The 26,854-nt window shown below is 70.8% G+C and carries 17 protein-coding genes; 13 read left to right on the top strand and 4 right to left on the bottom strand.

The annotated features are described in order from the left end of the window. Positions 1-113: 113 nt before the first annotated feature. From AC07OZ_RS00085 to AC07OZ_RS00040, 10 genes are all read left to right on the top strand, one after another. Positions 114-2,198: an ATP-dependent helicase gene (locus tag AC07OZ_RS00085; RefSeq protein WP_495465159.1), complete on the top strand. Its 2,085-nt coding sequence runs from the start codon at positions 114-116 to the stop codon at positions 2,196-2,198. Positions 2,199-2,330: 132 nt separating this feature from the next. Further along, entirely contained in the window at positions 2,331-2,825 is a 495-nt protein-coding gene (locus tag AC07OZ_RS00080; protein ID WP_495465158.1) for a hypothetical protein, read from the top strand. Between the two features lie 5 nt (positions 2,826-2,830). Then, complete coding sequence (locus tag AC07OZ_RS00075; protein ID WP_495465157.1) at positions 2,831-3,334, top strand: hypothetical protein; 504 nt, start codon at positions 2,831-2,833, stop codon at positions 3,332-3,334. 154 nt (positions 3,335-3,488) lie between these two features. Further along, complete coding sequence (locus AC07OZ_RS00070) at positions 3,489-4,526, top strand: serine hydrolase (protein WP_495465156.1); 1,038 nt, start codon at positions 3,489-3,491, stop codon at positions 4,524-4,526. Between the two features lie 158 nt (positions 4,527-4,684). Beyond that, entirely contained in the window at positions 4,685-5,158 is a 474-nt protein-coding gene (locus AC07OZ_RS00065) for a hypothetical protein (RefSeq protein WP_495465155.1), read from the top strand. A gap of 281 nt (positions 5,159-5,439) precedes the next feature. Beyond that, complete coding sequence (locus AC07OZ_RS00060; RefSeq protein ID WP_495465154.1) at positions 5,440-7,218, top strand: ABC transporter ATP-binding protein/permease; 1,779 nt, start codon at positions 5,440-5,442, stop codon at positions 7,216-7,218. After that, positions 7,215-7,751, top strand: a complete 537-nt coding sequence (locus tag AC07OZ_RS00055; RefSeq protein WP_495465153.1) for an MgtC/SapB family protein — start codon at positions 7,215-7,217, stop codon at positions 7,749-7,751. The genes AC07OZ_RS00060 and AC07OZ_RS00055 overlap by 4 nt, the downstream gene beginning before the upstream one ends. A gap of 115 nt (positions 7,752-7,866) precedes the next feature. Next, positions 7,867-9,972, top strand: a complete 2,106-nt coding sequence (locus AC07OZ_RS00050; protein ID WP_495465152.1) for a hypothetical protein — start codon at positions 7,867-7,869, stop codon at positions 9,970-9,972. Between the two features lie 46 nt (positions 9,973-10,018). After that, the gene (locus AC07OZ_RS00045) at positions 10,019-12,400 is read left to right on the top strand and encodes a hypothetical protein (RefSeq protein WP_495465151.1); all 2,382 of its coding nucleotides are present in this window, start codon (positions 10,019-10,021) and stop codon (positions 12,398-12,400) included. A gap of 79 nt (positions 12,401-12,479) precedes the next feature. After that, positions 12,480-12,716: a hypothetical protein gene (locus AC07OZ_RS00040; RefSeq protein ID WP_495465150.1), complete on the top strand. Its 237-nt coding sequence runs from the start codon at positions 12,480-12,482 to the stop codon at positions 12,714-12,716. Between the two features lie 7 nt (positions 12,717-12,723). Here AC07OZ_RS00040 and pdeM read toward each other — a convergent pair whose 3' ends face one another. Genes pdeM through AC07OZ_RS00025 form a run of 3 tightly spaced genes read right to left on the bottom strand, consistent with a single transcriptional unit; the run spans position 12,724 to position 17,875 of the window. Beyond that, positions 12,724-13,410: a ligase-associated DNA damage response endonuclease PdeM gene (pdeM, locus tag AC07OZ_RS00035; protein ID WP_495465149.1), complete on the bottom strand. Its 687-nt coding sequence runs from the start codon at positions 13,408-13,410 to the stop codon at positions 12,724-12,726. Next, positions 13,407-16,220, bottom strand: coding sequence for a ligase-associated DNA damage response DEXH box helicase (locus tag AC07OZ_RS00030; protein ID WP_495465148.1), 2,814 nt, complete (start codon positions 16,218-16,220; stop codon positions 13,407-13,409). The genes pdeM and AC07OZ_RS00030 overlap by 4 nt, the downstream gene beginning before the upstream one ends. Next, positions 16,217-17,875, bottom strand: coding sequence for an ATP-dependent DNA ligase (locus AC07OZ_RS00025; protein ID WP_495465147.1), 1,659 nt, complete (start codon positions 17,873-17,875; stop codon positions 16,217-16,219). Before AC07OZ_RS00025 ends, AC07OZ_RS00030 begins: the two co-directional genes overlap by 4 nt. A 216-nt stretch (positions 17,876-18,091) precedes the next feature. On the opposite strand from AC07OZ_RS00025, the gene AC07OZ_RS00020 reads away from it, so the two are divergent. After that, positions 18,092-21,244, top strand: coding sequence for a hybrid sensor histidine kinase/response regulator (locus tag AC07OZ_RS00020; RefSeq protein ID WP_495465146.1), 3,153 nt, complete (start codon positions 18,092-18,094; stop codon positions 21,242-21,244). Between the two features lie 115 nt (positions 21,245-21,359). Here the strand turns inward: AC07OZ_RS00020 and AC07OZ_RS00015 are convergent, their stop codons facing one another. Then, positions 21,360-22,604 (bottom strand): ligase-associated DNA damage response exonuclease, encoded by a 1,245-nt coding sequence (locus tag AC07OZ_RS00015; RefSeq protein ID WP_495465145.1) that lies wholly within the window; start codon positions 22,602-22,604, stop codon positions 21,360-21,362. Positions 22,605-22,610: 6 nt separating this feature from the next. On the opposite strand from AC07OZ_RS00015, the gene AC07OZ_RS00010 reads away from it, so the two are divergent. After that, positions 22,611-23,582, top strand: coding sequence for a hypothetical protein (locus AC07OZ_RS00010; RefSeq protein WP_495465144.1), 972 nt, complete (start codon positions 22,611-22,613; stop codon positions 23,580-23,582). Between the two features lie 120 nt (positions 23,583-23,702). Beyond that, a partial coding sequence (locus tag AC07OZ_RS00005; protein WP_495465143.1) for a hybrid sensor histidine kinase/response regulator occupies positions 23,703-26,854 on the top strand: 3,152 nt, incomplete at its 3' end.

The following is a 26,854-nucleotide window of genomic DNA, read 5'->3' as shown; positions in this document are numbered from 1 at the left end:
GTCCGCGAACCCCCAGAGTCATTCCGGCCCCATACGCACTCGCTGACCTCGCTCCTGCGATGGGCACGGTGCCCGGCGAGGGGCTGTGAATGCATACAGCTATGATCACGGCCATGTGCCCCGTTGCCCTCGCCGACACGCCAAACGACGTCTTCGCCGACCTCAACCCCGAACAACGATCGGCGGTCGAGCATGGCCTCGGCGAAGCCGCTCAGGACGGCCACGGACCACTGCTGGTGATCGCCGGTGCGGGCTCGGGCAAGACCAAGACCCTGGCGTCGCGCGTGGCCCGCTTGATCCAGGCCGGCGCGGACCCTCAGCGATTGCTGCTGCTGACCTTCTCGCGCCGGGCCGCCGGCGAGATGGAGCGCCGCGCGGGTCGTGTGCTGCACCGCGCGTTGGGCTTGGCCACGACGCAGGCGCCCCCGCGTTTTCCGTGGGCCGGCACCTTCCACAGCGTGGGCGCGCGGCTGCTACGCGAATACGCGCATCGCATCGGCCTCGCACCCAACTTCACCATCCTCGACCGCGCCGACGCCGAGGACCTGATGGGTCTGCAGCGTCAGGCACTCGGCCTGGCCGAGACCACCGAGCGCTTTCCGTTGAAGGCGACCTGCCTCAACATCTATTCGCGCGTGGTCAACAGCGAGGCGCGGCTGGACCAGGTGCTGCAGGAACACTTCCCGTGGTGCTTCGCGGTCCACGACGAGCTCAAGCGCCTGTTCAAGGCCTACGTCGAGGAGAAGCAGCACCAGCAGCTGCTCGACTACGACGACCTGCTGCTCTACTGGTCGGAGCTGATGGGCGACGGCACGCTGGCCGCAGAGCTCGGCGAGCGTTTCCAGTACGTGCTGGTCGACGAGTACCAGGACACCAACCGGCTGCAGGCGACGATCCTGAAGCGGCTCAAGCCGCGGGGCGACCGGCTCACGGTGGTCGGGGACGACGCGCAGGCGATCTACTCGTTCCGCGCTGCCGAGGTGCGCAACATCCTGGAGTTCCCCGCGCAGTTCGATCCGCCCGCGCGCGTGGTCGCGCTGGAGCGCAACTACCGTTCGACGCAGACGATCCTCGACGCGTCGAATGCCGTGATCGCGATGGCGCGCGAGCGCCACGAGAAGCGCCTGTGGACCGACAAGGCCTCGAGCGAGCTGCCGCATCTGGTGACCGTCGACGACGAGGCGCGGCAGGCGCAATGGGTCGCGGACAAGGTGCTGGAGCGCCGCGAGCAGGGCCTGAAGCTGACGCGCCAGGCAGTGCTATTCCGCACGTCCAGCCACGCGGCGCCGCTGGAGCTGGAACTGACGCGGCGCAACATCCCGTTCGTCAAGTTCGGCGGGCTGAAATTCCTCGAGAGCACGCATGTGAAAGACGTGCTGAGCGTGCTGCGCTGGGCAGAGAACCCGCGCGGCCGGCTGGCCGGTTTCCGCGTGGCGCAGCTGCTGCCGGGCTTCGGTCCGGCGAGCGCGAGACGGCTGCTCGATGCGATGGCGCCGGCGGCCGACCCGGCGCAGGCGCTGCGCGACTTCGAGCCGCCGCGCGCCGCGGCGTCCTCGTGGACGGCGTTGCGCGAACTCATGCTGCAGCTCATCTCGGGCTCAAGCTGGCCGATGGATCTGGAAGAGGCGGTGCAGTGGTATGCGCCGCATCTGGAGCGGCTCTACGACGACGCGCCGGTGAGACTGTCCGACCTGGAACAGATCACGCGCATCGCGCAGGGTTACGGCTCGCGGGAGCGGTTCCTGACCGAACTGACGCTGGACCCGCCCGACGCCAGCAGCGACGAGTCCGGCGTGCCGTTGAAGGACGAGGACTACCTGATCCTGTCCACGATCCACTCGGCCAAGGGCCAGGAGTGGAACGCGGTGTACCTGCTGAACTGCGTGGACGGCTGCATGCCCTCGGACCTGAGCACGGGCGCGCAGGCTCAGATCGAGGAGGAACGGCGACTGCTCTACGTCGCGATGACGCGGGCGAAGGACCACCTCGCGGTGATGGTGCCGCAGCGCTTCTACGTGACGCAGCAGACGCGCAACGGCGACCGGCACCTCTACGCGAGCGTGTCGCGTTTCCTGCCCGGCAAGGTGGTGCGCCACTTCGAGAAGGTGGGCCCCGCCAACCAGGCGCAGGCGCCGCTGCCGGAGCTCGTGAAGCCGGCGATGGATGTCGCCGCGAAGCTGCGCAAGGCCTGGGACTGAGCTCCCCCTTCGGGCGGAGCGGATCCCCCGACGCGATCGATTCAATCCCTCATTGGTGCGCACTCTCCGTCATCGTCGCAGAGCCGCAACTGGGTGGATCGCAATACGCCGAAGCGCTCATAGCATGAAGGCATGCAGTCTCCCGCCCTCGCCACAGCGGTGGCCGCCCTCCTCGCGGCCAGTCCGCCCAGCCTGATCCCGCAGTGGATCCAGGACCTCAACACAGTCGTCGGTCTGATCGGCTTCGCGATCACGGTCGCAGTGGGGTGGCAAGTCAGGAACGTCAGGCAGTCGTTCCGGTCCCGAGCCCGTCTTCCTGCCATCACCAAGGATCTGGAGATCAAGGTCCTAGGTCTTAGCGCACTTCTCGACAGTCCGAAACCTCCATGGATCGTATTGCGAGCGGCCCTCTCTTCAACTTCTGCGACGTTGGAGATTGCGTTGCCCTTCGCGCCGTCGCGCGCGCGAACCCCCGTTCGAGAGGCCATCCGCTACGCGGCAGAAGCAGTGGCTGATCTTGACGGGGAGAAGGCGGGAGCGTCCAAGGCATCGGCGCGTGCTCGAGATGAGCTGCACCGGGCCTTGCTGCATCTCAACGAGGCATCCGTCAGTTTTCATTTGGAGTAATCCCCATGCTCATCAACGAGAAAAACCTCTCTCTGGTTCTCGCCCTCTATCGCCTGACGCTGCTCCGGGAAATCGAATGGCACGTGGCCCAGCCGGCCACCGACTCCAACAAGGATGCGCGCGGTGTGCTTCGCTACGAGACAACACACGAAGGTTTTCATTTCGCCGTGTATCAGCTGGATCACGGCAGCTACCACCGGCCGCCGAACTCCAATCTCTGGATATCGCGACATGTCCTCGCCGTGCTTGATGACCAGGGTCGGGAGATTTGGCACGAGTCCGGTTCTTTGACAAGCGTTGATGACCTGTTTCGCCTGGTCCAGCGCCGACTCACGTGCATCGATCAGGTGTTCGCAAAAATCGTCGCCCCCATCGAGGAAGAACGGGCAAAACTTTCGGCGCAGTACGAAGCAGAGAAACGCGGAGTCCGGGGTTTGATCCTCAGGTTCAAGCGTTCATTGAGGTCCCGATTCGCCTGGGCACGGTGGGCCGCCGCGCGCGCCCAATGACCACGGCGCGCGCGTAACGCACGTTACGGCAAGCCCGGATGGCGGTCCGGCGCGAAGAACTTAAACTTCGCGACGGTCAAACCCTGACCCCGCGTCTTCCGGAAGATCTCCGGACCACCTCCCGGACCCAGCCCGCCAGCCCAGCCCGACCGCCGTGACGATCCGCGACACCGTTCTCCGCACCCTTGCCCACACCAACTGGAAGCTCGCGCTGCCGGCGCTGATCCTCACCTGCGGATGCCTGATCGTGCAAGCCGCCAGCGACGATCCCGAGGTCGTCGTTCCCACCACCGCCCCCACCACGGCGGCCATCAGTCCCAACGGCGTCCTGACACCCGCGCCGGCCGCGTCGGCCGGCATGCCCGAGCCAGCGCCGACGGCGTCCTCGCCGCTGATCGCGAAGTCGCCCGGGACGGTCGTCGCGCCCGCGCCGTCCGACGAGCCGTTGATGAAGCTGCCTGTCAACGCCCGCCACATGCTGGTCGTCGACGACACCGGCCGCGTGCTGATGTCCAAGGAACCGGACACCGTCGTGCCCATCGCCTCGCTCACCAAGCTGATGACGGCGATGGTGGTGCTGGACGCGAAGCAGGACATGAACGAGGAGATCAAGATCGACGACGCCGACGTCGACCGCCTCAAGCACAGCAAGTCGCGCGTGCGCGTCGGCGCCACGATGAGCCGGGAGGCGGCGCTGGAGCTGGCGCTGATCTCGTCCGAGAACCGCGCCGCGTCGGCGCTGGCCCGCCACTTCCCCGGCGGCATCGCGGCCTACGAGGCAGCGGTCGTCGCCAAGATCCGCGCGCTGAGCCTGTCGCACACGTCGCTGGCCGACCCGACGGGCCTGTCGCCCAACAACACCTCGACGGCCGCCGAGGTCGCGCGCATCGCCGCCGCCGCGTCGAAGTACCCGGTGATCGCGCGCATCAGCAGCGACAAGTCCAGCGAGGTCGAGGTCAATGGCCGCCCGCGCGAGCTGCGCAACACCAACCATCTGGTGGGCGCCAAGGGCTGGGACATCCGCCTGTCCAAGACCGGCTACACAGAAGAAGCCGGTCGCTGCCTGGCGATGCGCATGAAGAGCGGCGGCCAGACCATCACGGTCATCCTGCTCGACGCCGACGGCTCCGCTCAGCGCCTGCGCGACGCGGCTGCGATCCGCAAATCGCTGGCGAAGATCGCGGCGGCCTGACCCCCTTGTTGACGCTCGTATCCCCCTCGCGGGGGAAGCGAGCGGGTTCTTTGAGGCTGATCAAACAACCCTCGGATTCGGCATTCGCGCCACGCCATTTTCGGTCGATCACTCCTAGCATCTGCGGCTCCTCTCACCGCATGTCCAGGAGTCGATACATGCATCCCGATACCGCACAGACCACCAACGTCACCTTGCTGCCGCAGCAACCGCCGCAACCGCAGCAGCAACAGCAATCCAACTTCGCCCTCGTCGTGCACCGGCTCGATGATCACTCTGCAAAACTCGAGAAGCTCGATACAAAAATCGAGAAGCTCGATGCAAAGCTCGATAAGAAAATCGACAAGCTCGACGCGAAGGTGGATGCGCTTCGCAACGACATGCACGCGCAAGGGCAGGCGCTTCGCAATGACATGCACGCGCACTTCGAGAAATTCCGAACGGACATGAAGGCCGACATGCGAGAAGTCGTGAGCGCTGCGATGGCTCCCGTCAACGAGCGCTTCAACACGATGGACGAGCGCATCAAGCACGCGGCCACTGCGGCCGACAACAAGCTGCTCCGTTGGTGCGCCGGTTCTGCGGCCGGCTCGTCGAGCCTCGCCTACCTGGTGTCACGGCTGCTGTCATGACAGCGCCCGGAGGGAGCATGGTTCGCGCCTCCCTCCGTCACCCGCAGTAGGCCCCGTCCTACCCGCCCCATGAGCCACCGGAGCTACTGTCGAGCCATATCGGCAGACCGGGTCCAGCCCTCATGGTTCACTCTTCTTCCCCCGCGACGGACCTGCCGCCGTCCGCCTCTCCGGACTCGCGATCGTCGTCTTCGACGGCCCCGCCCGCGCCTCCCGCAGCGCCCAAGAAGACCCGGCGGCGCCGCCCGCCGCGCCTGTCCGCCGCCGCCTGGCGCCAGTTCATGCAGATCGCCAGGCCCTACTGGCTCGGCGACCAGCGCAAGGCCGCCTGGGGACTGCTGCTGCTGATGATCGTGCTGATGCTGTGCGAGACGCAGCTCGCCGTCATGCTCAACGACAAGACCGGGGAGATGACCTCCGCGCTCGCCGAACGCAACCACTCGCGTTTCTGGCTCGCCGTGCGGGACAGCCTCATCGTCCTGGGCTTCGCCGTGCCGGTGTACGCCTTCTACTACTACATGCGCGACGCCTTCTCCAACCACTGGCGACGCTGGCTCACCGGCCGCTTCCTGGACGGCTACCTCGACGGCCGCAAGTACTACGAGATCGGCACCGGCGCGGCCGGCGACATCGACAACCCCGACCAGCGCATCTCCGAGGACATCAACACCTTCACCGGCCGCTCCACCCATTTCGGGCTGCTGATGATCGGCTCGATGATGCAGCTCGTGGCCTTCTGCGCCGTGCTGTGGTCGCTGTCCAAGATCCTGGTCGCCTTCCTCGTCGTGTACGCCACGGTCGGCACCTTCCTCGCGCTCTACGTCTTCGGCTCGCCGCTGATCCAGCTCAACTTCTGGCAACTGCGCCGCGAGGCCGACTTCCGCTTCGGACTGATGCGGCTGCGCGAGAACGCCGAATCCATCGCCTTCTACCGCGGTGAGCCGCAGGAACGCGCCCACATCGAAGGCCGCTTCGAGTCCGTCTACCAGAACTACTGGAAGCTGATCCGCAAGCAGCGCGCGCTCAACCTCTTCCAGCGCGGCTTCAGCCAGCTGACGCTGGTGGTGCCCGCCGTGATCCTGGCCGAACGCGTGCTGTCCGGTGACCTCGAGGTCGGCGCCGCCGTGCAGGCCGCCGGCGCCTTCGCCGCGGTGCTGACCGCCGTCTCGCTGATCGTCGACAACTTCGAGAGCCTCAGCCGTTTCGTCGCTGGCATCGACCGGCTGCATGCGCTCTCCGAGGTCATGCACAAGCGCAAGCCCCGCGACGAACGCGCCCGCGAGAAGATTGCGACGAAACGCGCCGACCAGCTCGCGCTGCGCGGACTGACGCTCTACACGCCGCAGTTCGACCGGCTGCTGGTCGAGAAGCTCGATGTCGCGCTCCAGCCCGGCGAGAGCCTGCTGATCACCGGCGTCAGCGGCTGCGGCAAGAGCTCGCTGCTGCGCGCGATCGCCGGCCTGTGGCGCTGCGGCGAAGGCACGATCGAGCATCCGCCGCTGGAGGACGTCTTCTTCCTCCCGCAACGCCCCTACCTGCAGCCCGGCACGCTGCGCAGCCAGATGATCTATCCGGACACGTCGACCGAACTGGACGACGACGCGCTACGCGCCATCCTCGACGAGGTCTGCCTGCCCGAGCTCGCCGATCGCGTCGGCGGGCTGGATGCCTCGCAGGACTGGGAGAAGCTGCTGTCGATGGGCGAGCAGCAACGGCTCGCCTTCGCGCGGGTGCTGGTGCGCACGCCGAAGATGGTCATCCTCGACGAAGCCACCAGCGCGCTGGACAGCTGCAACGAGCGCCGGCTCTACGAGCGCCTGTGCCGCGACGGCGTCACGCTGGTGAGCATCGCCCACCGGCATGCCGTGCTGCAGCATCACACCCACGTGCTGCGCCTCACCGGCGGCGGCGCGTGGCAGCTGCATGCCGCCGAAGGCTACGACTTCGACGCCGTGGAGGCGGAGGCCGAAGCCGCACGGGAAGCCGCCCTCGAGGCGAAGCTGGCCGACGGCGCGCGCACCGGGCCGGTCGCGAAGCCGAGCGAGAAGGAGACGTCATGAGCACCTGGACCGATGAGGTCATCGCCACCGTGCGGTCCGAGTTCTCCGACGTCCCCGACGTCGCGCAGATCACCCGCATCGCCGTGCGCCTGCTGCTGGCGGCGCTGCTGGGCGGCATCCTCGGCTACGAGCGCGAGCACCACGGCAAGGCCGCGGGCATCCGCACGCACATGCTGGTGTCGCTGGGCGCGGCGCTGTTCGTGCTGGTGCCGCAGCAAGGCGGCATGGCGCTGGCCGACATGAGCCGCGTGCTGCAGGGCGTCATCGCGGGCATCGGCTTCCTGGGCGCGGGCGCCATCCTCAAGCTGAAGGACGAGGAGCAGGTCCACGGCCTGACCACCGCCGCCAGCATCTGGATGACCGCGGCCATCGGCATCGCCTGCGGACTCGGCCGCGAGGCGACGGCCGTCTTCAGCATGCTGCTGGCGCTGCTGATCCTGGCGGTGCTGCCGCTGTTCACACGGCCGCATCCCCGGACGGACGAGGACAGGAAGGACGGATCCCGGAACGAGGACGACCGGAAGTCGGGGTGACCGGACGGAGGTTGGACCGCGCTGATTCGCCTCGCGCACCGCCAGCCACCGCCCACGGCATGCGAACCCGGCTGCTTTCGGAGCGACTGAGCCGGCCCCGACTGCAAGGACCTGCATGCTCCCCCACCTCGGTCCCGCACGTGCCATCGCGGCATCGCTCGACGACGCCGCGATCGATGCATCCGTCGACGGGACGCGCTCCGCGGCTCGCGATCTCACGCCGCTGGCGCGCCAACTCGCGACGACGAGGGACACCCTGCTCCGATCGATGGCACGCGACCATTTCGCCCTTTGCCCCGAGGTCAAGGCCTTCCCCGACAGACCGGCCATGCGCGAGTATGAAGAACACTGTTTCAACAGGCTCGTCGCCTATGCGGATGCGCGCCTGACGTCGCCATCGACCGAGCCACCGGTGCCTGCCACCGCATGGGAACGGATGCTGGAGGTCCCCATGGAAGCCGAACGCTTCGTGAGCCGCGTGGCGCCGCAACTGACGGAGGCGGCGGTCTGCCGGGCCCTGGCGCGGCAGCTGCGGCGCGGCGCCGACGCGCACGGCGAGATCGCCTTGTCGGCCTTGTTGTCTGCCCGGTCGCTGTGGCGCGAGGCCCGGGCCACCGCAGGCGCCCCGCCAGCCGCCCTCGTCACCGTCCCCCTGCCGGGGTCTCCGACACGGCAACTGCGCATCGAGGGCGACGAATGGGTCAGCATCGCCGGGCCAGCCCGCACGGAGGCTCCCGTGCGCGTGAGCGATCTGGCGCTGATCGACCAGGCCGAGGGTCTTCGGCCGCGCCTGAGCGCCCCCGTGCGCGAGCGCGTGGCGCTCACCGCCATCGACGCGTCGTCCTCTGCCGACCTGCTGGCCTTTCCCGCCGTCTGGGTCTGCACGTCCGCTGTCGCGGCCGCATTGCTGGAGCGGCTGGACGATGACGAGATGTCGCAATGGATGGCGCGCCAGGCGTTGACGGCGCAGCCGGAGATCGCCCGGCGGATTGCCGCGAGCGGCGTCGAGGCCTGGCGTCATGGGCTCGTGGCGGTCAGCGCCGATCGACTCGGCAGAACAGCCGTCCTGGAGAGCCTGAATGCACGCGCCAGCAGCCACGTGGACCAGCGATCCCTGACCGCGGCCCGTTCACTCGGCGACGCCGGGCGTGTGCGCGACATCGTGGGCGGCGTGCTGGGCGGCATCGGCAAGGGGCTGACCGCGGACGAGGCCGTGTCCATCCTCTGGCGCGAGGAGGACGTCCAGCCTTCCCCGCCGCGCCCCTGGGGCGGTGAGGACGACTGGCCCTCGACGGCGGACCGGAACGGTCACCGCTACGACGAAGACTTCCTCGACGCGCTGGTGCCTGCATTGCGGGACGGCCGCCTGTCGGCCGGACAGGCGACGCTGCTGCTCGACAGCGGCACGCCGTCCCGGATCCTCAGGACCGGGTCGACGACACACATCGCGCGCTGGTACGACGCGATCCTCCAGCGGTGGCGGGATGGGAGGATCAGCGCCGGACACGCCAGGTCCCTGATGCTCGGTCTCGACAGCGGTGGATCGACCGCGTGGCATGCGGCGCTCCGGCATCCCTGGCACCACGAGAGGACCGCCACGGTCGTGTGCCTGGTGCGGGCCTGGGGCGCCGCCATCCGTGCGGGCCTGCAGGCGCCGGACACGCTGCGCCAAGGTCTGCTCTCGCGGACGCCAGGCGGGGAGCGAAGCGAACTCGCCCACGCATCGTCCGCGCGAGACAACCATTGGCTCGTCGACGTCGTCAGGGAACTGGTCCAGCATCAGCGCGCAGGCATCCTGCCCGCCGCCGACCTGCGGCTGATCCTCGACACCACGCTGGATACCGACGGGCTGGTGCAAGCCATGGAGGAGGACCTCCTCGTCGGTCCCTGGCATCTCGCCCGAGACATCGCGTCAGCCGCCCGCAACCAGTTGGCGACTTTCGAACGATTGATGAGCCTGTGCCTCCGTGCCCGGGCCATCGACGGCGCCTCGGCCGCTGGCTTGCTCCTGGCACGACCGGACGGCCGGATCTCGAGATCCGTGCGGGCGGCGGGGGTTGCCGGTGGCGATACGGACATCCATGAGCGGATGCTCGACGAGGCCATGCGCCGTGGTGACCTGTCCCCCGCGCAGAAGGCCGAGGCGCTGCAGGCGGCCCGACGCCATGCCCTCGCGATCGCCGGGCGGGACGGCCCGCAGCCGGGGGTCGGCGGCGGCTGACCCGTCCACCGAAGCCTGATACCTGCCCCGTCTCGAGGACCTGCATTTGCTCCCCATCAGCACCATCGTGAGCGGCATGGCCGCGGCGATCGACGACGACACGACGGTCCCTGCGCCGCGCCACCTCGCTCGTCCTCCGGGCTCCGGCACCACGCCGCTGGCCGACGCACTCGCCGTCACCCGGCAGGCCCTCCTCGAGTCCATGGCCCGCGAGCACCTCGCGCTCTGTCCCATGATCAGGAGCTTCCCGGACGAGGCGCCCTCCTCTCACCGTCTTGAAGCCGACTGTCGCGACTACCTCGTGTCTTGCGCGGCTGCACGGCTGGCCTCGCCAGCGACCGCTGATCCGGCGCGTCCGGACTCCTTCGGCTGGTCCACGGAACACGACGCCCAGATCGAGCTCTTCGTGCGTCGCGCGGCGCCGCGGGTGACGGCGGCGGCGCTCTGCCGGGCGCTGGCGCGGCAACTGCTGTCCAGGATCGGTGCCCCGGGCCCGGACGGTGTCTCCGCGGGGCCGGACCTCCTCAGGACCCGGACGGCCGGCTTGAAGCACACGCTGGGCTTTCCGGTGGCTGAATGCTGTGTCCTTGCGCGGGATGCGGCGACCGGCGCGGTCCACGTGCACAGAGACGCGTCCCTGCTGGGCCGGGCGTTGTGGTACGAGGGGGGATTCGCCGACGACACGCCCGTGGGCGACGTCGCGGTCTCCCTGCCAGGGTCACCGTCGCGGCAACTGCGCATCGAAGGCGATGAATGGGTCTGCATCGACGGACACGGCGGCACGCCCGCAGCAGTGCGCGTGGCCGATCTGGCCTTGATCGATCAAGCCGAAAGCCTTCGCCCCTGCCTGACGGCCCAGGCACGCGAGCGGGTGGCGCTCACGGTCGTCGACTCATCGGAAGCCGGCGGGCTGATGGACTTCCCCGCCTCCTGGGTGTGCTCGTCCGCCGTGGCCGGGGCATTGCTGGACCGGCTCGACGACGACGCGATGTCGGCCTGGATGGTGCGTCAGGCGCTGGCGGAGCGGCCCGACCTGGCCCGGCGGATCGCGGCGTCCTGCGTCCACGCGTGGCGTCACGGGCTCGTGGCCGGCAACGTCGATCGACTCGGCAAGGCGGTCGTCCTGGACAGCCTGACGTCGACACCCGGCCAGTGGTTGGACGAACGACGGCTGGCCTGGGCTTGCGCCCTCGGCGATGCTGGGCGGGTCCGCGCCATCCTCGGCGGCGTGCTGGGCGGCATCGGCAAGGGGCTGACAGCGCAAGAGGCCCTGTCCGTCCTCTGGCGCGACAAGGACCTCCTCCCCTTGGCCGCCAGACAGGGGCACCGCTGCGCCGACGCCTTCCTCGACGCCCTGGCGCCCGCCCTGCGGGACGGTCGGCTCTCGTCCGAACAGGTGACCCGGCTGCTGGGCGGCGGCACCCTCGAGGGGGACGAGGAGGAGGGTTGGGGCCTGACGATGGTGTTCGGCCATGGTTTCTGCGAGGAGGCCGGACGGTTCCTCGACAGGCTCCGGGAGTTCCAGGGACCGCAAGGGATGAGCGAGGATCAACTGGGCAGGATCCTCACCGGGAGCGTCCGGGGACAGCGCGCGCGGAGCACACCCTTCTCGATGCAGACCGTCATGAAAGGGTCGCCGCCGGTCATCGCCCGCTGGTACGCCGAGATCCTCTCCCTGTGGCGGGCGCGACGCCTGCACGCGCAGGATGCGACGCGCTTGATGCTGGGTCTCGACCGGCACGGATGGTCCGCCTGGCACGCCGCGTTCCGGCGCGACCCGCGCACGCCGGATCCGGCCGTGGTCCTCACCCTGGTGGAGGCCTGGGTCCTGGCGATCCGGGAGCAGCTGCTGCCACCGCAGGCCCTGCGGGACGGCCTGCTCTCGCAGTCACCGGACACGGAGATGCGCGAACTCGCACGCGCGGCCGGGTACGCGGACACCGGGTGGCTCCCCGCCCTCTTCACCGGCCTCGGCCAGTTGGCGCGCCTGGGTCTGCTATCGGAAGCGCATCTCTGCGAGCTCCTCGACGCCACGCTCGACACCCACGGCTTGCCGCACACCGTAGCGCGGAGCCACCCCCGCCTGGATCCCGACGGGCATGCCGCCTTGCAGCGGTCCGCTGCGCAACGGCAGTTGACCTGCTTCGAACGCCTGTTGAACGCGTGCATCGGCGCCGGTGCCGTGGGCGACGCGACGGCGGCTCGCCTGCTCCTGGCCAGACGCGACGGACGGCCATCGAGATCGGTCCTCGCGGCAGCATTTGCCGGCGGCGCTTCCGACACCCACGCGCAGTTGCTCAGGGAGGCGCTGCACCGCGGCGCCCTCTCTCCCGAGGAGCGGGCCGAGGCCCTGGCGCTGGCCGCCCGGACGGCTGAACTCATCCAGGGCCGCCCGGGCCGGACGAACCGGCGTGACGGACCGCGGTGACCCGGTTCAGGCGACTCGGGCATGACAGTTGCCGCCCGATACGATAGGGTCATCGATCCGGAGAGGACCGGAGCTCACCATGGACCTCGATACCGTCTCTTACGTCTTCCAAAGCCTGGACGGCACCTTCACGATCAAACCGCGGCTGTCGCGGCGCTGGCGCGTGAAACACGACAGCATGCCGTGGGGGGATTCCTTCGCGTCCGCGCAGGAAGCCGCCAAGGCGCTGTCCGCGCACTTCGCCGTGCCCGCCGATCTGAAGGAATGGACCGAGCTCGGCGATTTCTACACGGACGTGGGTGGATTCAGCCTCTGACGCGGCGTCAGAGGCCGAACGTCGTGACGGCCGGCCAGACCGCACCGCCGCCGACGGCGTGACAGCGGGATCCTTCGGGCAGTCCGGCCAACGTGGTGCCGGTGAACGCGCCGAATGCGGGCAGGATCATCAACCCCTCGGATTCGCAGAAACACGGCAGCCGATGTCGTTCATGGGCGCGGCCGTGCAAGGTCGTTGCCGGATGCAGATGCCCGGCGAGCACGTAGGCGTCGTCCACGCGGCGCGGATGGTGGCAGGCCGCGAACGGCCCCATCGCATGAGGCTCGTCGACGATCTCGAATCGCAGCGACGACGGCGGATCGCCCGCGCGGCTGTCGTGATTGCCGCGGATCAGCAGGCAGGCGACATCCGCGTGCCGCTCGCGCCAGCGATGCGCGGGATCCAGCACCTGCGACTGCTGCGCCGCGGCCGCATGGAGGAAATCGCCGAGCACCACGAGCCGCCCGGGGCGGAGCTCGTCGATCAAGGCGCTCAGGCGGTCGAGGTTGTCCCGGGTCGTGCCCGACGGCACGGGCTGCCCCAGCGCGCGGAAGCTCGCGGCCTTGCCGAGATGAACATCGGCGACGAAGACCGTGCGCGTCGCGGGCCACCACAGCGCGCGCTCGGGCAGCAGCCAGACACGCTCACCGGCGAGCCTCCTTTCCAACGCGCCCCGCGGATCGGCGTCCGTCATCGTCTTCTCCGTGTGCCAGCCTCGCGGCGTCTCGCAGGCGCCTCGCCGCGTGTCTCGAGCGCGAGCGACTCCTGCACCGCCTCGACCGCGAACTGCGGCGAGTCCTGCTTCGCGAACACTGCAAGCGCTCGTTCCGCCGGCTCATGCGCGGTCCCGACGGCATCACCACCGGCGCTGCGCTCCAGCTCCGACACCATGCGTGCAATGCGGTCCCCGAGCGATTCGTTGCTGAGCTTCTCGCGGAAGCGTTCCACCATCAGCGGGAACGCGAGTGGCGTCGGCTTCTTGAGCGCATGGATCCGCAGCGTCTGCCGTCCCATGCGCGCCAGGGCCGCGGCGAGATGCCGCACGTCCAGTTCCTGCGTCAGCAGCTCCTGCTCCGCCTGCGCGAGCAGGCGGTTGCCCGGATCGTGCTGCTGGAACACCTCGAAGAACAGCGTCGCCGAAGCCTGCAGCTGCCGGTTGCTGCGACGCTCGCCCGGATGGCTCTGGAAGATCAGGCCGGCGATGCGCGCGATCTCGCGGAAGCGCCGCCGCGCGAGCTCGGTGGCGTTCAGGCTCGCGAGCACCTCCTGGAGCAGCGTCTCCATCGGCGGCAGCGTCAGCAAGCCGGGCAGGCGCTCCGCCCAGTCGATGGGCTTGGCGCTGAGCAGCTCGATGCCGTAGTCATTCAGCGCGATCGAGAAGGTGCCGGTCTCGGGCTGTGCGGCGCGCCACGCGATCAGGCCCGCCAGGCCCAGGTGCACCTGCCGGCCGGCGAAGGGATGGAGGAAGAGGTGCCAGCCCTCGCGCGACTTGAGCGTTTCCGCCACCAGCACGTCCGGACCGGGCACGCCGGACCAGCGGCGCTGGATGTCGATCAGCGGCCGCACGCACTGCATCTCGGGCGAGTCGAAGCGGCCGGCGTCGGCCGCGGCCAGCTCGCGCAGCACCGCATCGGCGAGCGTGCTCGACAGCGGCATGCGGCCGCCGTTCCAGCGCGGCAGGGCCGCGCGGCCCGACGTCGCGCGACGCACCAGCGCCGTCATCTGCTCGACGCGCACCAGCTCCAGCAGGCGGCCGCTGAACATGAAGGCGTCGCCGGGTTTCAGGCGCGCGATGAAGCTCTCCTCGACGCTGCCCAGCTTGCCGCCGCTCAGGTACTGCACGCTGATCGCCGCGTCGCTGACGATGGTGCCGATGTTGACGCGATGACGCCGTGCGAGCCGCGCGTCGGGCACGCGCCAGAGGCCGTCCTCGTCGGGCACGACGCGGTGGTAGTCCGGATACGCCGTCAGCGACGGCCCGCCCTGGCGGACGAAGTCCAGGCACCACTGCCAGTTCGCCTCGCCGAGCTGCTCGTAGGCGACGGTGCCGCGGACCTCCGCGAGCAGTGCCTCAGGACGGAAACCGCCGCCCAGCGCCACGGTGACCAGGTGCTGGACCAGCACGTCCAGCGGCTCGCGCGGGCTGTGCCGGGCCTCGATCCGGCCGGCGTGGACGGCCTCGCGCGCGGCGGCGGCCTCGACGAGTTCCAGGCTGTGCGTCGGCACCAGCGTGATCCGCGACGGCCGTCCCGGCGCGTGGCCGGAGCGGCCGGCGCGCTGCACCAGCCGGGCCACGCCCTTGGCCGAGCCGATCTGCAGCACGCGGTCCACCGGCAGGAAGTCCACGCCCAGGTCGAGGCTGGACGTGCAGACCGCGGCCTTCACGCGGCCCTCCTTGAGGCCGAGCTCGACCCACTCCCGCACCTCGCGGTCCAGCGAGCCGTGGTGCAGCGCGAGCACGCCGGCCCAGTCGGGCCGCGCTTCCAGCAGCGCGCGGTACCAGCGCTCGGCCTGCGAGCGCATGTTGGTGAAGACCAGGCAGCTCGCGCTGGCCTCGATGGCATCGACCACCTGCGGCAGCATCCGCAGGCCCATGTGGCCCGCCCACGCGAAACGCTCGGCGGTCTCCGGCAGCAGCGTGTCGATGACCAGCGTCTTGTCGGTCTCGCCCTGCACCAGCACGGCGTCGGCGCCCTCGACCGTCTCGGCGCCGACGCCCTGCAGGGTCCGCATGGCTTCGTCCAGGTTGCCCAGCGTCGCCGAGAGCCCCCAGATCATCAGCGCACTTCGGCGGCCGCTGGCCCTCACCCCTGCCCTCTCCCGCAAGCGGGAGAGGGAGTAAGAAGGGGCGCGACCGGTCGCGGAAGCGGCGCTTGAAGGGCTCCCTCTCCCGCTTGCGGGAGAGGGCGGGGGTGAGGGTGTGGGCTCTCCGCAGTGCTCCTGCCCGAAGCGGCGCAGCCGCGCCAGCGCGAGCTGCGTCTGCACGCCACGTTTGTTTCCCATCAGCTCGTGCCATTCATCGACGACGACCAGTCGCACCTGCCCGAGCTGATCGCGCGCATCGGCGCGCGACAGCAGCAGCGACAGGCTTTCCGGCGTCGTCACGAGCACGGTCGGCAGGCGCCGGTCCTGCGCGGCCCGCTGCGCGGACGTCGTGTCGCCGCTGCGCAGCGCCGCGCTCCAGCCAGGACACAACGCCGCCATCGGCGCTTCCAGCGCGCGCAACGTGTCGGCGGCCAACGCGCGCATCGGCGTGATCCATAGCACCGTCAGCGGCGGCGCGATTTCCTTGCCGGCATGGACACGCGCGTCGGCGCCGACCTCGTCGCGCAACGCGGCGAGCGCGCCCAGCCACACCGCCAGCGTCTTGCCACTGCCGGTGCTCGAATGCAGCAGACCGCCGCGACCACGCGCGATCTCTTCCCACACGCGTCGCTGGAACGGAAACGGCGTCCAGCCCTTCGCCTCGAGCCACGCGTCGATCACGGCGATCCCGCCGTTCACGCGCCCTCCCCCGGCAGCAAGGCCTGCAACGTCTGCAAGGTGTCGGCCTCCTCGACCGGCTTGTCCTCGCGCCGGCGCAGCATGCGCGGGAAACGGACCGCGATGCCGCTCTTGTGGCGGCCGCTGCGCGCGATGCCTTCGAACCCGAGCTCGAACACCATCGTCGGCGTGACGCTGCGCACCGGACCGAAGGTCTCGGTCGTCGTCTTCCGGATCACCGCGTCGACGTCGCGGATCTCGGCGTCGGTGAGTCCCGAATACGCCTTCGCGAATGGCACCAGCTGCCGGCCCGGATCGCCCGGCGGTCCGTTCCAGACGGCGAAGGTGTAGTCGGTGTAGAGGCTGGCCCGCCGCCCGTGGCCGCGCTGCGCGTAGATGAGCACCGCGTCGACGGACAGCGGATCGATCTTCCACTTCCACCAGACGCCGACGTCCTTGGTCCGTCCGACGCCATAGCGCGCGTCCAGGCGCTTGAGCATCATCCCCTCGACGCCGAGCGTGCGCGCCTGCCCGCGCTGCCGGGCGAGGTCCTCCCAGTCCGCGCCGGCGATCAGCGGACTGAGTTCCAGCCCCGCCAGCGGATGCGCGGCGGCGAGCCGCTCCAGCCGCGCGCGCCGCTCATGCTGCGGGTGATCGCGCAGGTCCTCGCCGTTCTGCTCCAGCAGGTCGTAGACGCACAGCGCGACCGGCAATTCGCCCAGCAGCTTCGCGCTGATCGTCTTGCGGCCGATGCGCTTCTGCAGCTCGGCGAACGGCATCGCGCGGCCGTCGCGCCATACGAGGATCTCGCCGTCCAGCACGGTGCCGTCGGGCAAGGCCTCGCCCATCGCGCGCAACTCCGGAAAGCGGTCGGTGACGAGTTCCTCGCCGCGCGACCAGACCGCCGCCTCGCCGCCGCGCTTCACCAGCTGCGCGCGGATGCCGTCCCACTTCCACTCGACCAGCCAGTCCGACACCGGCCCGATCGCGGCGTCGAACTGCGCGGCGGGCAGGTTGAACGGATGCGCGAGGAAGAACGGATACGGCTGCAGGCCGCGGCCGGCGCCATCGGCACCGCCGGGGTCGGCGGGCGCGATGAGCGCGGCGTAGTCCGCGGCGGTCGGCGTCGCGCCGAGGTGGGTGTAGCCCATCAGCCGCTGCGCGACGAGCTTGGCGTCCAGCCCACCGACGGCGGCCAGCGCCTGCGTCACCTGCAGCTTCGACACCCCGACACGGAACGCGCCCGTGATCAGCTTGAGGTGGACGAAGCGCTGATCGACGGCCAGCGCGGCCCACTGGCTCTGCAGGCTCGTCGCGAGCGCCTCCGGCGGCTGTCCACGCAGCGGCAGCAGGTGCGCCGTCATCCAGTCGGACAGCGGGCGCTCGACCGCCTGCGCGGGCTCGGGCAGCAGCAGCGCGATGGTCTCCGCCAGATCGCCGACGGCCTCGTAGCTCTCGTCGAAGAGCCACTCCGGCAGGCCGGCCACCAGGCGGGCCTGCTCGCGCAGCAGCTTCGTCGGCACCAGCTGGCGCGGCTTGCCGCCGGCGAGGAAGTACACCGCCCACGCCGCGTCCTCCGGCGGCGCCTGGCGCAGGTAGGCCTGCAGCGCGGACTGTTTCGCCAGGCTGGAGGTCGAGGCGTCCAGGTCGCGGTACAGCGCGGCGAAAGCTCTCATGCGGCCGATGCTAGCGAGCGCCCCGTCCGCGCGGTGTAGGACGCGGTCGCGTTCGCGGGTTGACAAGCGCCGGGCCGCGCTCCAACACTGCGCCGGCGCCCGCACGGCATGCAGCGACGGGCGCGGACATGTGGTCACATGGTCACGACACGTGGACGCATCGACGGAACCGACCGGCGCCGCCCGACAACAAACGACGGATCGAGGGACACCGCGATGACGCAGGGGTCGTGGGGAAAAGGGTCGCAGAGATGGCGCGAGGCCCTGGCGGACCGGCCGCGCCTGGCATGGCTCCTCATCGGGGCCGCGACGGCCGCGTCCGCCTGGGCCGCGCAATTCGGCTACGTCGCCTGGGCCACCCACGAGGTGCGGTTGGAACTGGACCGGTCCGCCCGCGGCCAGGCCTATCTGCTGAACCGCGTGACGGTGCGCAGCCAGTCGATGGGCGCGCTCCGCGTGCTGGGTCGCGCCGACGACGAGCTCAAGCGCGCGGCGCGTCTCGACCGCATCGAGGACGCGCGCGCCGTCCCCCATGCCCAGCGCACGCTCAGCGCCCTGGTGCAGCGCACGGAGGCCGAAGCGGCTTTCGTGGTGAACCGTCGCGGCCTCGTCGTCGCGAGCTGGAACAAGCCGCGGCTGGAATCGCCGCTCGGACAGGACGTCGCCTTCCGTCCCCACTTCCAGCGCGCCATGACCGGCGAGGTGGCGGTGAGCGCAAGCATCAGCCTGTCGAGCGGCCGGCGCGCGATCTTCCTCTCCGCGCCCATCTGGCCGGAGGAGAGCGATGTTGAGGCCGCCGCGGCGACCGCTCCCCCGGGCCGGCCGATCGGGGTCGTGGCGATGCGCTTCATCGTGGACGAAGTCGACCAGTTCCTGGTCGACCCCAAGTTCTCGGGCGAGCCCTTGCTCTCCCGCGACGTCCGGTACGCCGGCGGCCTGTTGATCTCCCCCGACGGCGTGGTCCTGGCGGCCAGCGAGCCCGCGTGGCGCCTGGCCGCCGTCGGTCCCTTCGACACCGCGCGCGCCGCGGCGCTGACCGCCAGCCGCCAGTACGGCAACGCCTTCCTCGATCCCGGCCGGGCGCACCGCCTGTCCTTCGACCCGGACCAGCCGACGATCGCGGCCGGCCATCGCCGGCTCCTCACGGGCCGCGCCGACGTGGACTGGGGCGACCCGCGCGGCCCCTGGCGGCTGGTGCTGCTGAAGGACGAGGCCCTGATCGCCCCGATGGCCGAACGGCTCACCGCGGCCGGCGTCATGGCGCTGCTCTGCCTGGCGCTGCTGGCCGCGCTGCAGCGGTCGACGGCCCACGGCGTGGCGGTGCGCCGCGCGAAGGAGGCCGCCGAAGAGGCCACGCGCGCCAAGTCCGACTTCCTGGCCAACATGAGCCACGAGATCCGCACGCCGATGAACGCCATCCTCGGCATGTCCCACCTCGCCCTGCGCACCGGGCTCGATCCGCGCCAGCGCGACTACATCGAGAAGGTGCACCGCTCGGCCGAACACCTGCTGGGCCTGCTCAACGACATCCTCGACTTCAGCCGCATCGAGGCGGGCAAGCTCCAGCTGGAGTCGGTCCCCTTCCGGCTCGGCGACGTGCTGGATCACCTGGTCGACCTGATCGGCCTGCGCGTCGAGGCGCAAGGCCTGACCCTGCGCCTGGACGTCGCGCCCGACCTGCCACCGCTGCTGCGCGGCGATCCGCTGCGGCTCGGGCAGGTGCTCGTCAACCTGGGCAACAACGCCGTCAAGTTCACCACCCGCGGCGAGATCGTGGTGACCGTGGAGCGCGTGGTCGAACGCGCGGAGGGGCCTGTGGAGGGGCGCACGGATAGGCGCGCGGACAGGACCCCGGCACGGGCCGGCGACGCGACGGACGGCGGCACGATCGCGCTGCGTTTCCTCGTCCGCGACACCGGCATCGGGATGGACCGGGCCACCCAGTCGCGCCTGTTCCGCAGTTTCAGCCAGGCCGACTCCTCGACCACGCGGCGCTACGGCGGCAGCGGTCTGGGACTGGCCATCTGCCGCCAGCTGGTGGAGCTGATGGGCGGCCGGATCGACATCGAATCGGCGCCCCGCGAGGGAACGACCGTCCGCTTCACGGCACGTTTCGGTGTCGTCGCGGAAACGGAAACGGAAACGGAAACGGAAACGGGGACGGCACCGGTCACGGTCCCGCACCCGATGGCCGGGCTCGCCGCCAGCCCGGGACAGCGGCCCGCGCCCGCGAGGTCCGGTCCGGACCGACGCAGCGCCACCGGCGAGGCGCTGCGCCGCCTGGCCGGCGCACGGGTGCTGGTGGTCGAGGACAACGAGCTGAACCAGGAACTCGCGGCCGAACTGCTGCGGGACGTGGGCGTGACGGTGACGCTGGCGGACCACGGCGCCCAGGCGCTGGCCTTGCTGGCGGCGTCGCCGCAGGGATTCGACGCGGTGCTGATGGATTGCCAGATGCCGGAGCTGGACGGATACGAGACGACGCGGCGCCTGCGCGCCGATCCGCGCTGGCGCACGCTGCCCGTCGTCGCCCTGACCGCCCACGCGATGGCCGGCGACAGCGATCGCATCATGGCCGCGGGCATGAACGCGCACCTGGCTAAGCCGCTGGACATCGCGCTGCTGTATGCGACCCTGGCCCGCTGGGTGGCGGTGTACCGCGGAGAGCCGGCACCAGCGCCGGCGCCGGTGGCGGACGGCGGGCCGGCGCCCGCCGGGGACGACGGCGCCGGCCTGTCGCCGCGGGACCTGGGCCTGATGCGCGCGGGGCTGGCCGGGGCGGACCAGCGGATGCCGCTGTACCGGCGGCTGATTGCGATCTTCCTGCGCACGCGCGCCGACTTCGACGCGCCGCTGACGGCCGCCCACGACAGCGGCGATGCGCGGGCGACCGCGATGCTGGCGCACGCGCTGCGCGGGGCCGCGGGCGCCATCGGCGCGCACGAGGTGGCGGAAGCGGCGGCGCGGCTCGAGCACGCCTGCAAGGACGGCCTTCCGGCCGGAGACCGGTCGGCGCTGCTGGCCCGGCTGCGGGCGGCGCTGGACGATCTGCTGCCGGCGCTGCGACGCATCGAGGCCTGGGCCGAGGCTAAGGATGCCGCGGCCGGCGCGGCCGGTACGGAAGAAGCGGACGACGTGGACGCCAACGACACGGCGGATCGGGATCAACTGCGCCGGCTGCTCGACGCCGACGACGCCACGGCCGTCGACCTGGCGGAACGGATGCACGGCGTCCTCCATCGCCGCACGCCGCGGGACGAGGACCAGCGCGCGCGGATGGCCGAACTGGGCGCGGTACTGGACGCGGTGAGGCGCTTCGATTTCGGGGATGCGCGGGAGCGGCTGCGGAAGGTGACGACGACCCGGTAACGGCCATCAGGGAACGAGGATCCCGGTGGCCAAGGTCCGATCAAGCTCCTATCAAGCTCCTATCAAGCTCCGGTCAAGCTTCGATCAAGCCTCGGTGACCACGACCGGGGAAGGCTCATGGGCGCGGTTCAGGCGCGGTCTCCGGATCGCCGCGGTCGTCCTCGTCGCCGTACTCGGTCGCGAAAGCCTGCGCCCGCAGGCCCTGCTCGCCCAGCCAGCGCACCATCGTCGCGACGCTGCCGTGCGTGACGAAGACGCGCTCGGCGCCGGTGCCGCGGATGGCCGCCATCAGGCCCGGCCAGTCGGCATGGTCGGACACCACGAAACCGCGGTCGACGCCGCGCCGGCGCCGCGTGCCGCGCAGCTGCATCCAGCCGCTGGCGAAGGCGTCCGCGAGGTCCGGGCCGAAGCGCTTCAGCCACGGCGAGCTCGCGGCCGACGGCGGCGCGATGACCAGCGCCCGCGACAGCGCCGCCTTGTCCAGCGCCGGATCGCCGGCGTGACGGGTGGCCGGCAGGCTCACGCCGGCCGCGCGGTAGACGGCGTTCAGCGGCTCGACGGCGCCGTGCGCCACGATCGGGCCGATGGACGCGTCCACGCCGTGCAGCAGGCGCTGCGCCTTGCCCAGCGCATAGGCGTAGAGCACCGAGGGGCGGCCCGCCTCGGCGTTGCGGCGCCACCAGGCGTCGATCTCGGCGAACAGCGCCGCCTGCGACGGCCAGCGGTAGATCGGCAGGCCGAAGGTGGACTCGGTGATGAAGGTGTCGCAGCGCACCGGCTCGAACGGCGCGTTGGTGCCGTCGGCCTCCAGCTTGTAGTCGCCGGACGCGACCCAGACCCGCCCGCCGTGCTCGAGCCGCACCTGCGCCGACCCCAGCACGTGCCCGGCCGGATGCAGCGACACGCGCACGCCGTGGTGCACGATCGCCTCGCCGTAGTCGAGCGTCTGCAGCGTGATGTCCTCGCCGAGCCGGCGCCGCAGGATTGCGGCGCTGTCGCGATGCGCCAGGTAATGGGCATGGCCGATGCGCGCATGGTCGCTGTGGCCGTGCGTGATGACGGCGCGGTCGACCGGCCGCCACGGGTCGATGTAGAAATCGCCGGGCGGGCAATAGAGCCCTTCGGGCCTCGCGACGACGAGATCGCCGCCCGTCGATCCGCCGACGGCGGCCGGGGCCCGCCGTTCCGTCCCGCCGGTCTCTCCGGTCTCTCCGGTCTCTTCGATCTCCCCGGTCTCCGGGGCGTCCGCGCTGTCCATGACGACCGATGCTAGCCACGACGCCGCGCCGCCCGTGTAGGACGAGCCCGCGTCCGGCGCCGTCCCGCCGGCAAGTCCATCGAACCGGCTGACAGCGGACACGACAAAGTGCATCTGTCCGTGCCTCGAGATGACATGATCAATCCACCGTCCACTCGCTTCGACTCCGCCTACGAGAGCCTCACCGATGGGCGCCCCGCGCAGCATCGTTTGTCGGCCGCATTGAAGACGCGCCCGCCGGAGTCCCTCCATGCAGAACTGCACCAGCTGCTGAGAGAGGCGCAGAAAGGCGACCTGACGCCGGCCGGTCTGCGCGAGATCCTGCTGGCCAAGGATGCGGACGGCGACTCGTTGTGGCATGAAGTGTTCAAGCAGATCAGTTGGCAGCCGCTCCTCCAGTTGTCGTACCGCATCTCCTGCCTGATCGAATCCGGCAGGCTGGACGCCACACAGGCCTGTGCGCTGTTCCGCGCGTGCGACCCGCACGAGATGCCGGTGCTGCATCGTCTCGCTTCGAAGAGCGGCATCGACTGCTTCGGCGAGTTCGCGAGCATGCTTCTGGGACTGCACGCCAAGGGTCGTCTGCAGGATACCGAGCTGGCCTCGGTGCTGCTTCAGGACTGGCATGGGGAGACGATCGTGCAGCGGGCATTGATCGGCGGCAGCCCGGAAACGGTCGACGCCGCGATCAGCCTCCTTGCGCAGGGCTTGAAGGTCGGTGCGATCACGGAGGCGGACGTCTGCCACGCACTGGGCGCGAGCCGCTTCCCCGGATTCCCTGCGAGGGGGCGCTCGGCCTCTCCCGGCACCGAGCCCTCCCCGTTGCAACTGGTGTTTGCAACGGCCACGGTGCCGACCATCCAGGCGGTTCTCAAGGGCGTCGAGGCACTGCGGCGTTACGGCGGGATGAGCACGGATCGATTGCGCGGCGTCATGGAACCCGTCTTCCAGTCGACCGGCTCCGCCGTCCGGCAGTCCTCGAGCGCCATGGCCGGGGATCTCGCGCAGGCCCACGCCCTGGTCGCCCAGGCTCGCGCGGGCTGGTCCGCCGCCGAGGCTGGCGAGAGAACGGGGTCCTGAGGCCCTCAGCCTTCCTGCCTTCACGGGGCTTGCGCCGCGCCCCGCCTCCCCTACACTGAACCGGCGTTCATCCACCAACGCCCGGCGCACGCACGCGGGTGTTCCTTGGGGGGGAAAAGGATGGGTCGTGTCTCCGACTGGCTGCTGGCGCATCGCCGGCTCGCCTGGGCGCTGGCCGCGGTGGCGGCGCTCGCGCTCGGCCTTGCCGCGAGCGAGCTGCACCGCCGCTCGCTCGAGCACGATTTCCAGCGCAGCCTGAACAACGCCGCCCAGCGCGAGGCGCTGGCGCTGCAAGGCCTGACCCTCACCGGCAAGGGCATGGGCGCGGTCGTGCTCGCGGGAGAGCTCAACCCGGCGCTCAAGACCACCGCCACGCTCACCGACTTCGAAACGACCCGCCGCACCCGCCCCGCCGCCGACACGCTGGAGGTGATCGCCAACAGCGTCGGGGCGCAGCAGGTCTTCGTCGTGAACGCGCGCGGCCGCATCATCGCGGCCTGGGACGACGAGGGCTCGTCCCCGATCGGCCTGGACGTGGCCTTCCGCCAGTACTTCCGCCAGGCGATGCGCGGCCAGCCCAATGTCTTCGCCGGCATCAGCCTCAGCACCGGCCAGCGGGTCTACTGGCTCGCCGCGCCGGTGTACCGACTCCCGGGCCGTGACGGCGAGATCATCGGCGCGGTCGTCGCCCGGCTCTACGTCGACGGGCTGGACCATTTCCTCGACACCCGCAGCTACGCAGGGGCGCTGCTGGTCTCGCCGTCGGGCGTGGTGCTGGCGTCCAGCCGGCGCGCCTGGCGCATGGCCCTGGACGGCCCCGCCACGCCCCAGCGCGCCCAGGCGATCACCTCGGCCCGCCAGTTCGGCAAGCTCTTCGAGGACCCCGCGCGCTCGCGCAGCCTGCCGTTCGTGCTGGACGGTCCCGGCATCGAGATCGACGGCGTGCGGCATGCCGTCGCCCGCGCCGACGTGTCCTGGAACGATCCGACCGGCCCCTGGCGGCTGGTGCTGCTGGGCGACCTGGACGCGCTGGAGCCCACCCCGACGCGCGTGGGGATCGCCGCGCTCGTGGCGCTGCTGGCCTTCGGGCTGCTGGCCGCGAGCCTGCGCAGCCTGGCGCACAGCGCGTCGCGCGACCGCAAGGACCTCGAACTGCAGGCCCAGCACCGCCAGCTGCAGGCGCTGCTGGCCGAGCGCGAACGCGCCCAGGAGGCGCTGCAGCGGGCCAAGGACGACGCCGAGAGCGCCACCCGCGCCAAGTCCGACTTCCTGGCCAACATGAGCCACGAGATCCGCACGCCGATGAACGCGATCATCGGCATGTCCCACCTGGCGCTGCAGACCGGGCTGGACGCCCGCCAGCGCAACTACATCGAGAAGGTGCACCGCTCCGCCGAGAACCTGCTCGGCGTCATCGACGACATCCTGGACTTCAGCCGCATCGAGGCCGGCAAGCTCAGCCTGGAGTGCGTGCCCTTCCGGATGGAGGACGTGCTCGACCACCTGGTCAACCTGATCGGCTTCCGCGTCGAGGACAAGGGCCTGGAGCTGCTGCTGAACGTGCCGCCGGACCTGCCCACGGCGCTCATCGGCGACCCGCTGCGCCTGGGCCAGGTGCTGGTGAACCTGGGCAACAACGCCGCCAAGTTCACCGACCAGGGCGAGATCATCATCGGCATCCAGGCCGTGGCGCTCACGCCGGCCGAGTCGGCCCAGGCCGTGCTGGCGGCGGCCGCCGGCGGCGCGGCCTGCGCGCCCGAGGTCGAGCTCCACTTCCAGGTCCGCGACACCGGCATCGGCATGACGCCGGACCAGCAGGCGCGGCTGTTCCGCAGCTTCAGCCAGGCCGACAGCTCCACCACGCGCAAGTACGGCGGCAGCGGCCTGGGCCTGGCGATCTGCAAGCAGCTGGTGGAGATGATGGGCGGACGGATCTGGCTGGAGTCGACGCCGGGCGAGGGATCGACCTTCCACTTCACGGCCCGTTTCGTGCTGCAGGCCGAAGGCTCCGACCTGCCCGCGCGCCGCGCGCTGATGGCCCATGAACTGGCGAGCCTGCGCACGCTGGTCGTCGACGACAACCGCGCCGCGCGCGAGATCCTGTCCACGCTGGGCGCGGGTTTCGGGCTGGAGGTCTCCACCGCCGCCGACGGCGCCGAGGCCGTGCGCGTCGCCGAGCGCGCGCAGGCCGACGGACGGCCCTACGCGCTGGTGCTGATGGACTGGCAGATGCCGGTGCTCGACGGGATCGAGGCCACGCGCCAGCTCGCCGACGGCCGGCTGCGGGTGCCGCCCGCCGTGGTGCTGGTGACCTCGTTCGGGCGCGACGACTCCCTGACCGCGGCGCTGGCCGCCGCCGGCCAGGCGGCAGGCGCAGCGCGCCGGCCGGTGCTGCTGACCAAGCCGGTGACCGCGTCGTCGATGCTGGGCGCGATCGGCGAGGCGCTCGGCCACGCCGACCTGCCCGCCCCGGCGGCGCAGCGCCGGCGCGACTCCGCGCGCGAGGCGATGCGGCAGGTGGCCGGGGCCCGCCTGCTCGTGGCGGAGGACAACGAGCTGAACCAGGAACTCGTCACCGCGCTGCTGGAGGATGCGGGCGTCCACGTGACCCTGGCCTGCAACGGGCGCGTCGCGCTGGACCTGCTGGAGGCCTCGCCCGACGGCTTCGACGGCGTGCTGATGGACTGCCAGATGCCGGTGCTGGACGGCTACGCCGCCACCCGCGCGCTGCGGGCCGCGCCGCGCTGGGCGCAACTGCCCGTCATCGCGATGACCGCCAACGCGATGAGCGGCGACCGCGAACGCGTCCTGGAGGCCGGCATGAACGACCACCTCGCCAAGCCGCTCAACGTCGACCTGCTGTTCGAGACCCTCGCGCGCTGGGTGCATCCGGCGATGCCGGCCGCGGACGTGCCGATGGACACGCGCTCCGGCGCGGGACGCCGCGTGGACACGCAGCACGGACGCAGCGAGGTCCTCGAACCCGGCGGGACGCCGGGGAATGACGTCGCCGGCGGCGCCGGCGGCACGGTGGCGGCCGGCAAGCCGGACGGCCTGCCGCAGATCGCCGGGCTGGACGTGCAGGCGGGGCTGGCGACGGCGGCCGGCCACCTGCCGCTCTACCGCAAGCTGCTGCGCACCTTCCACGACACGCAGACCGGGTTCGCCGCCGACTTCGCCGAGGCCGCCGCGGCGGGCGACGCGACCACGATGACGCGGCTCGCGCACTCGCTGCGCGGCGCGGCGGGCACGCTCGGCGCGCGCCCGCTGGC

The organism is Roseateles sp. GW821-FHT09G03 (assembly GCF_059416045.1).
Note: the sequence above shows the minus strand (reverse complement) of the source record. Positions and strands in the feature narration are given on the sequence as shown.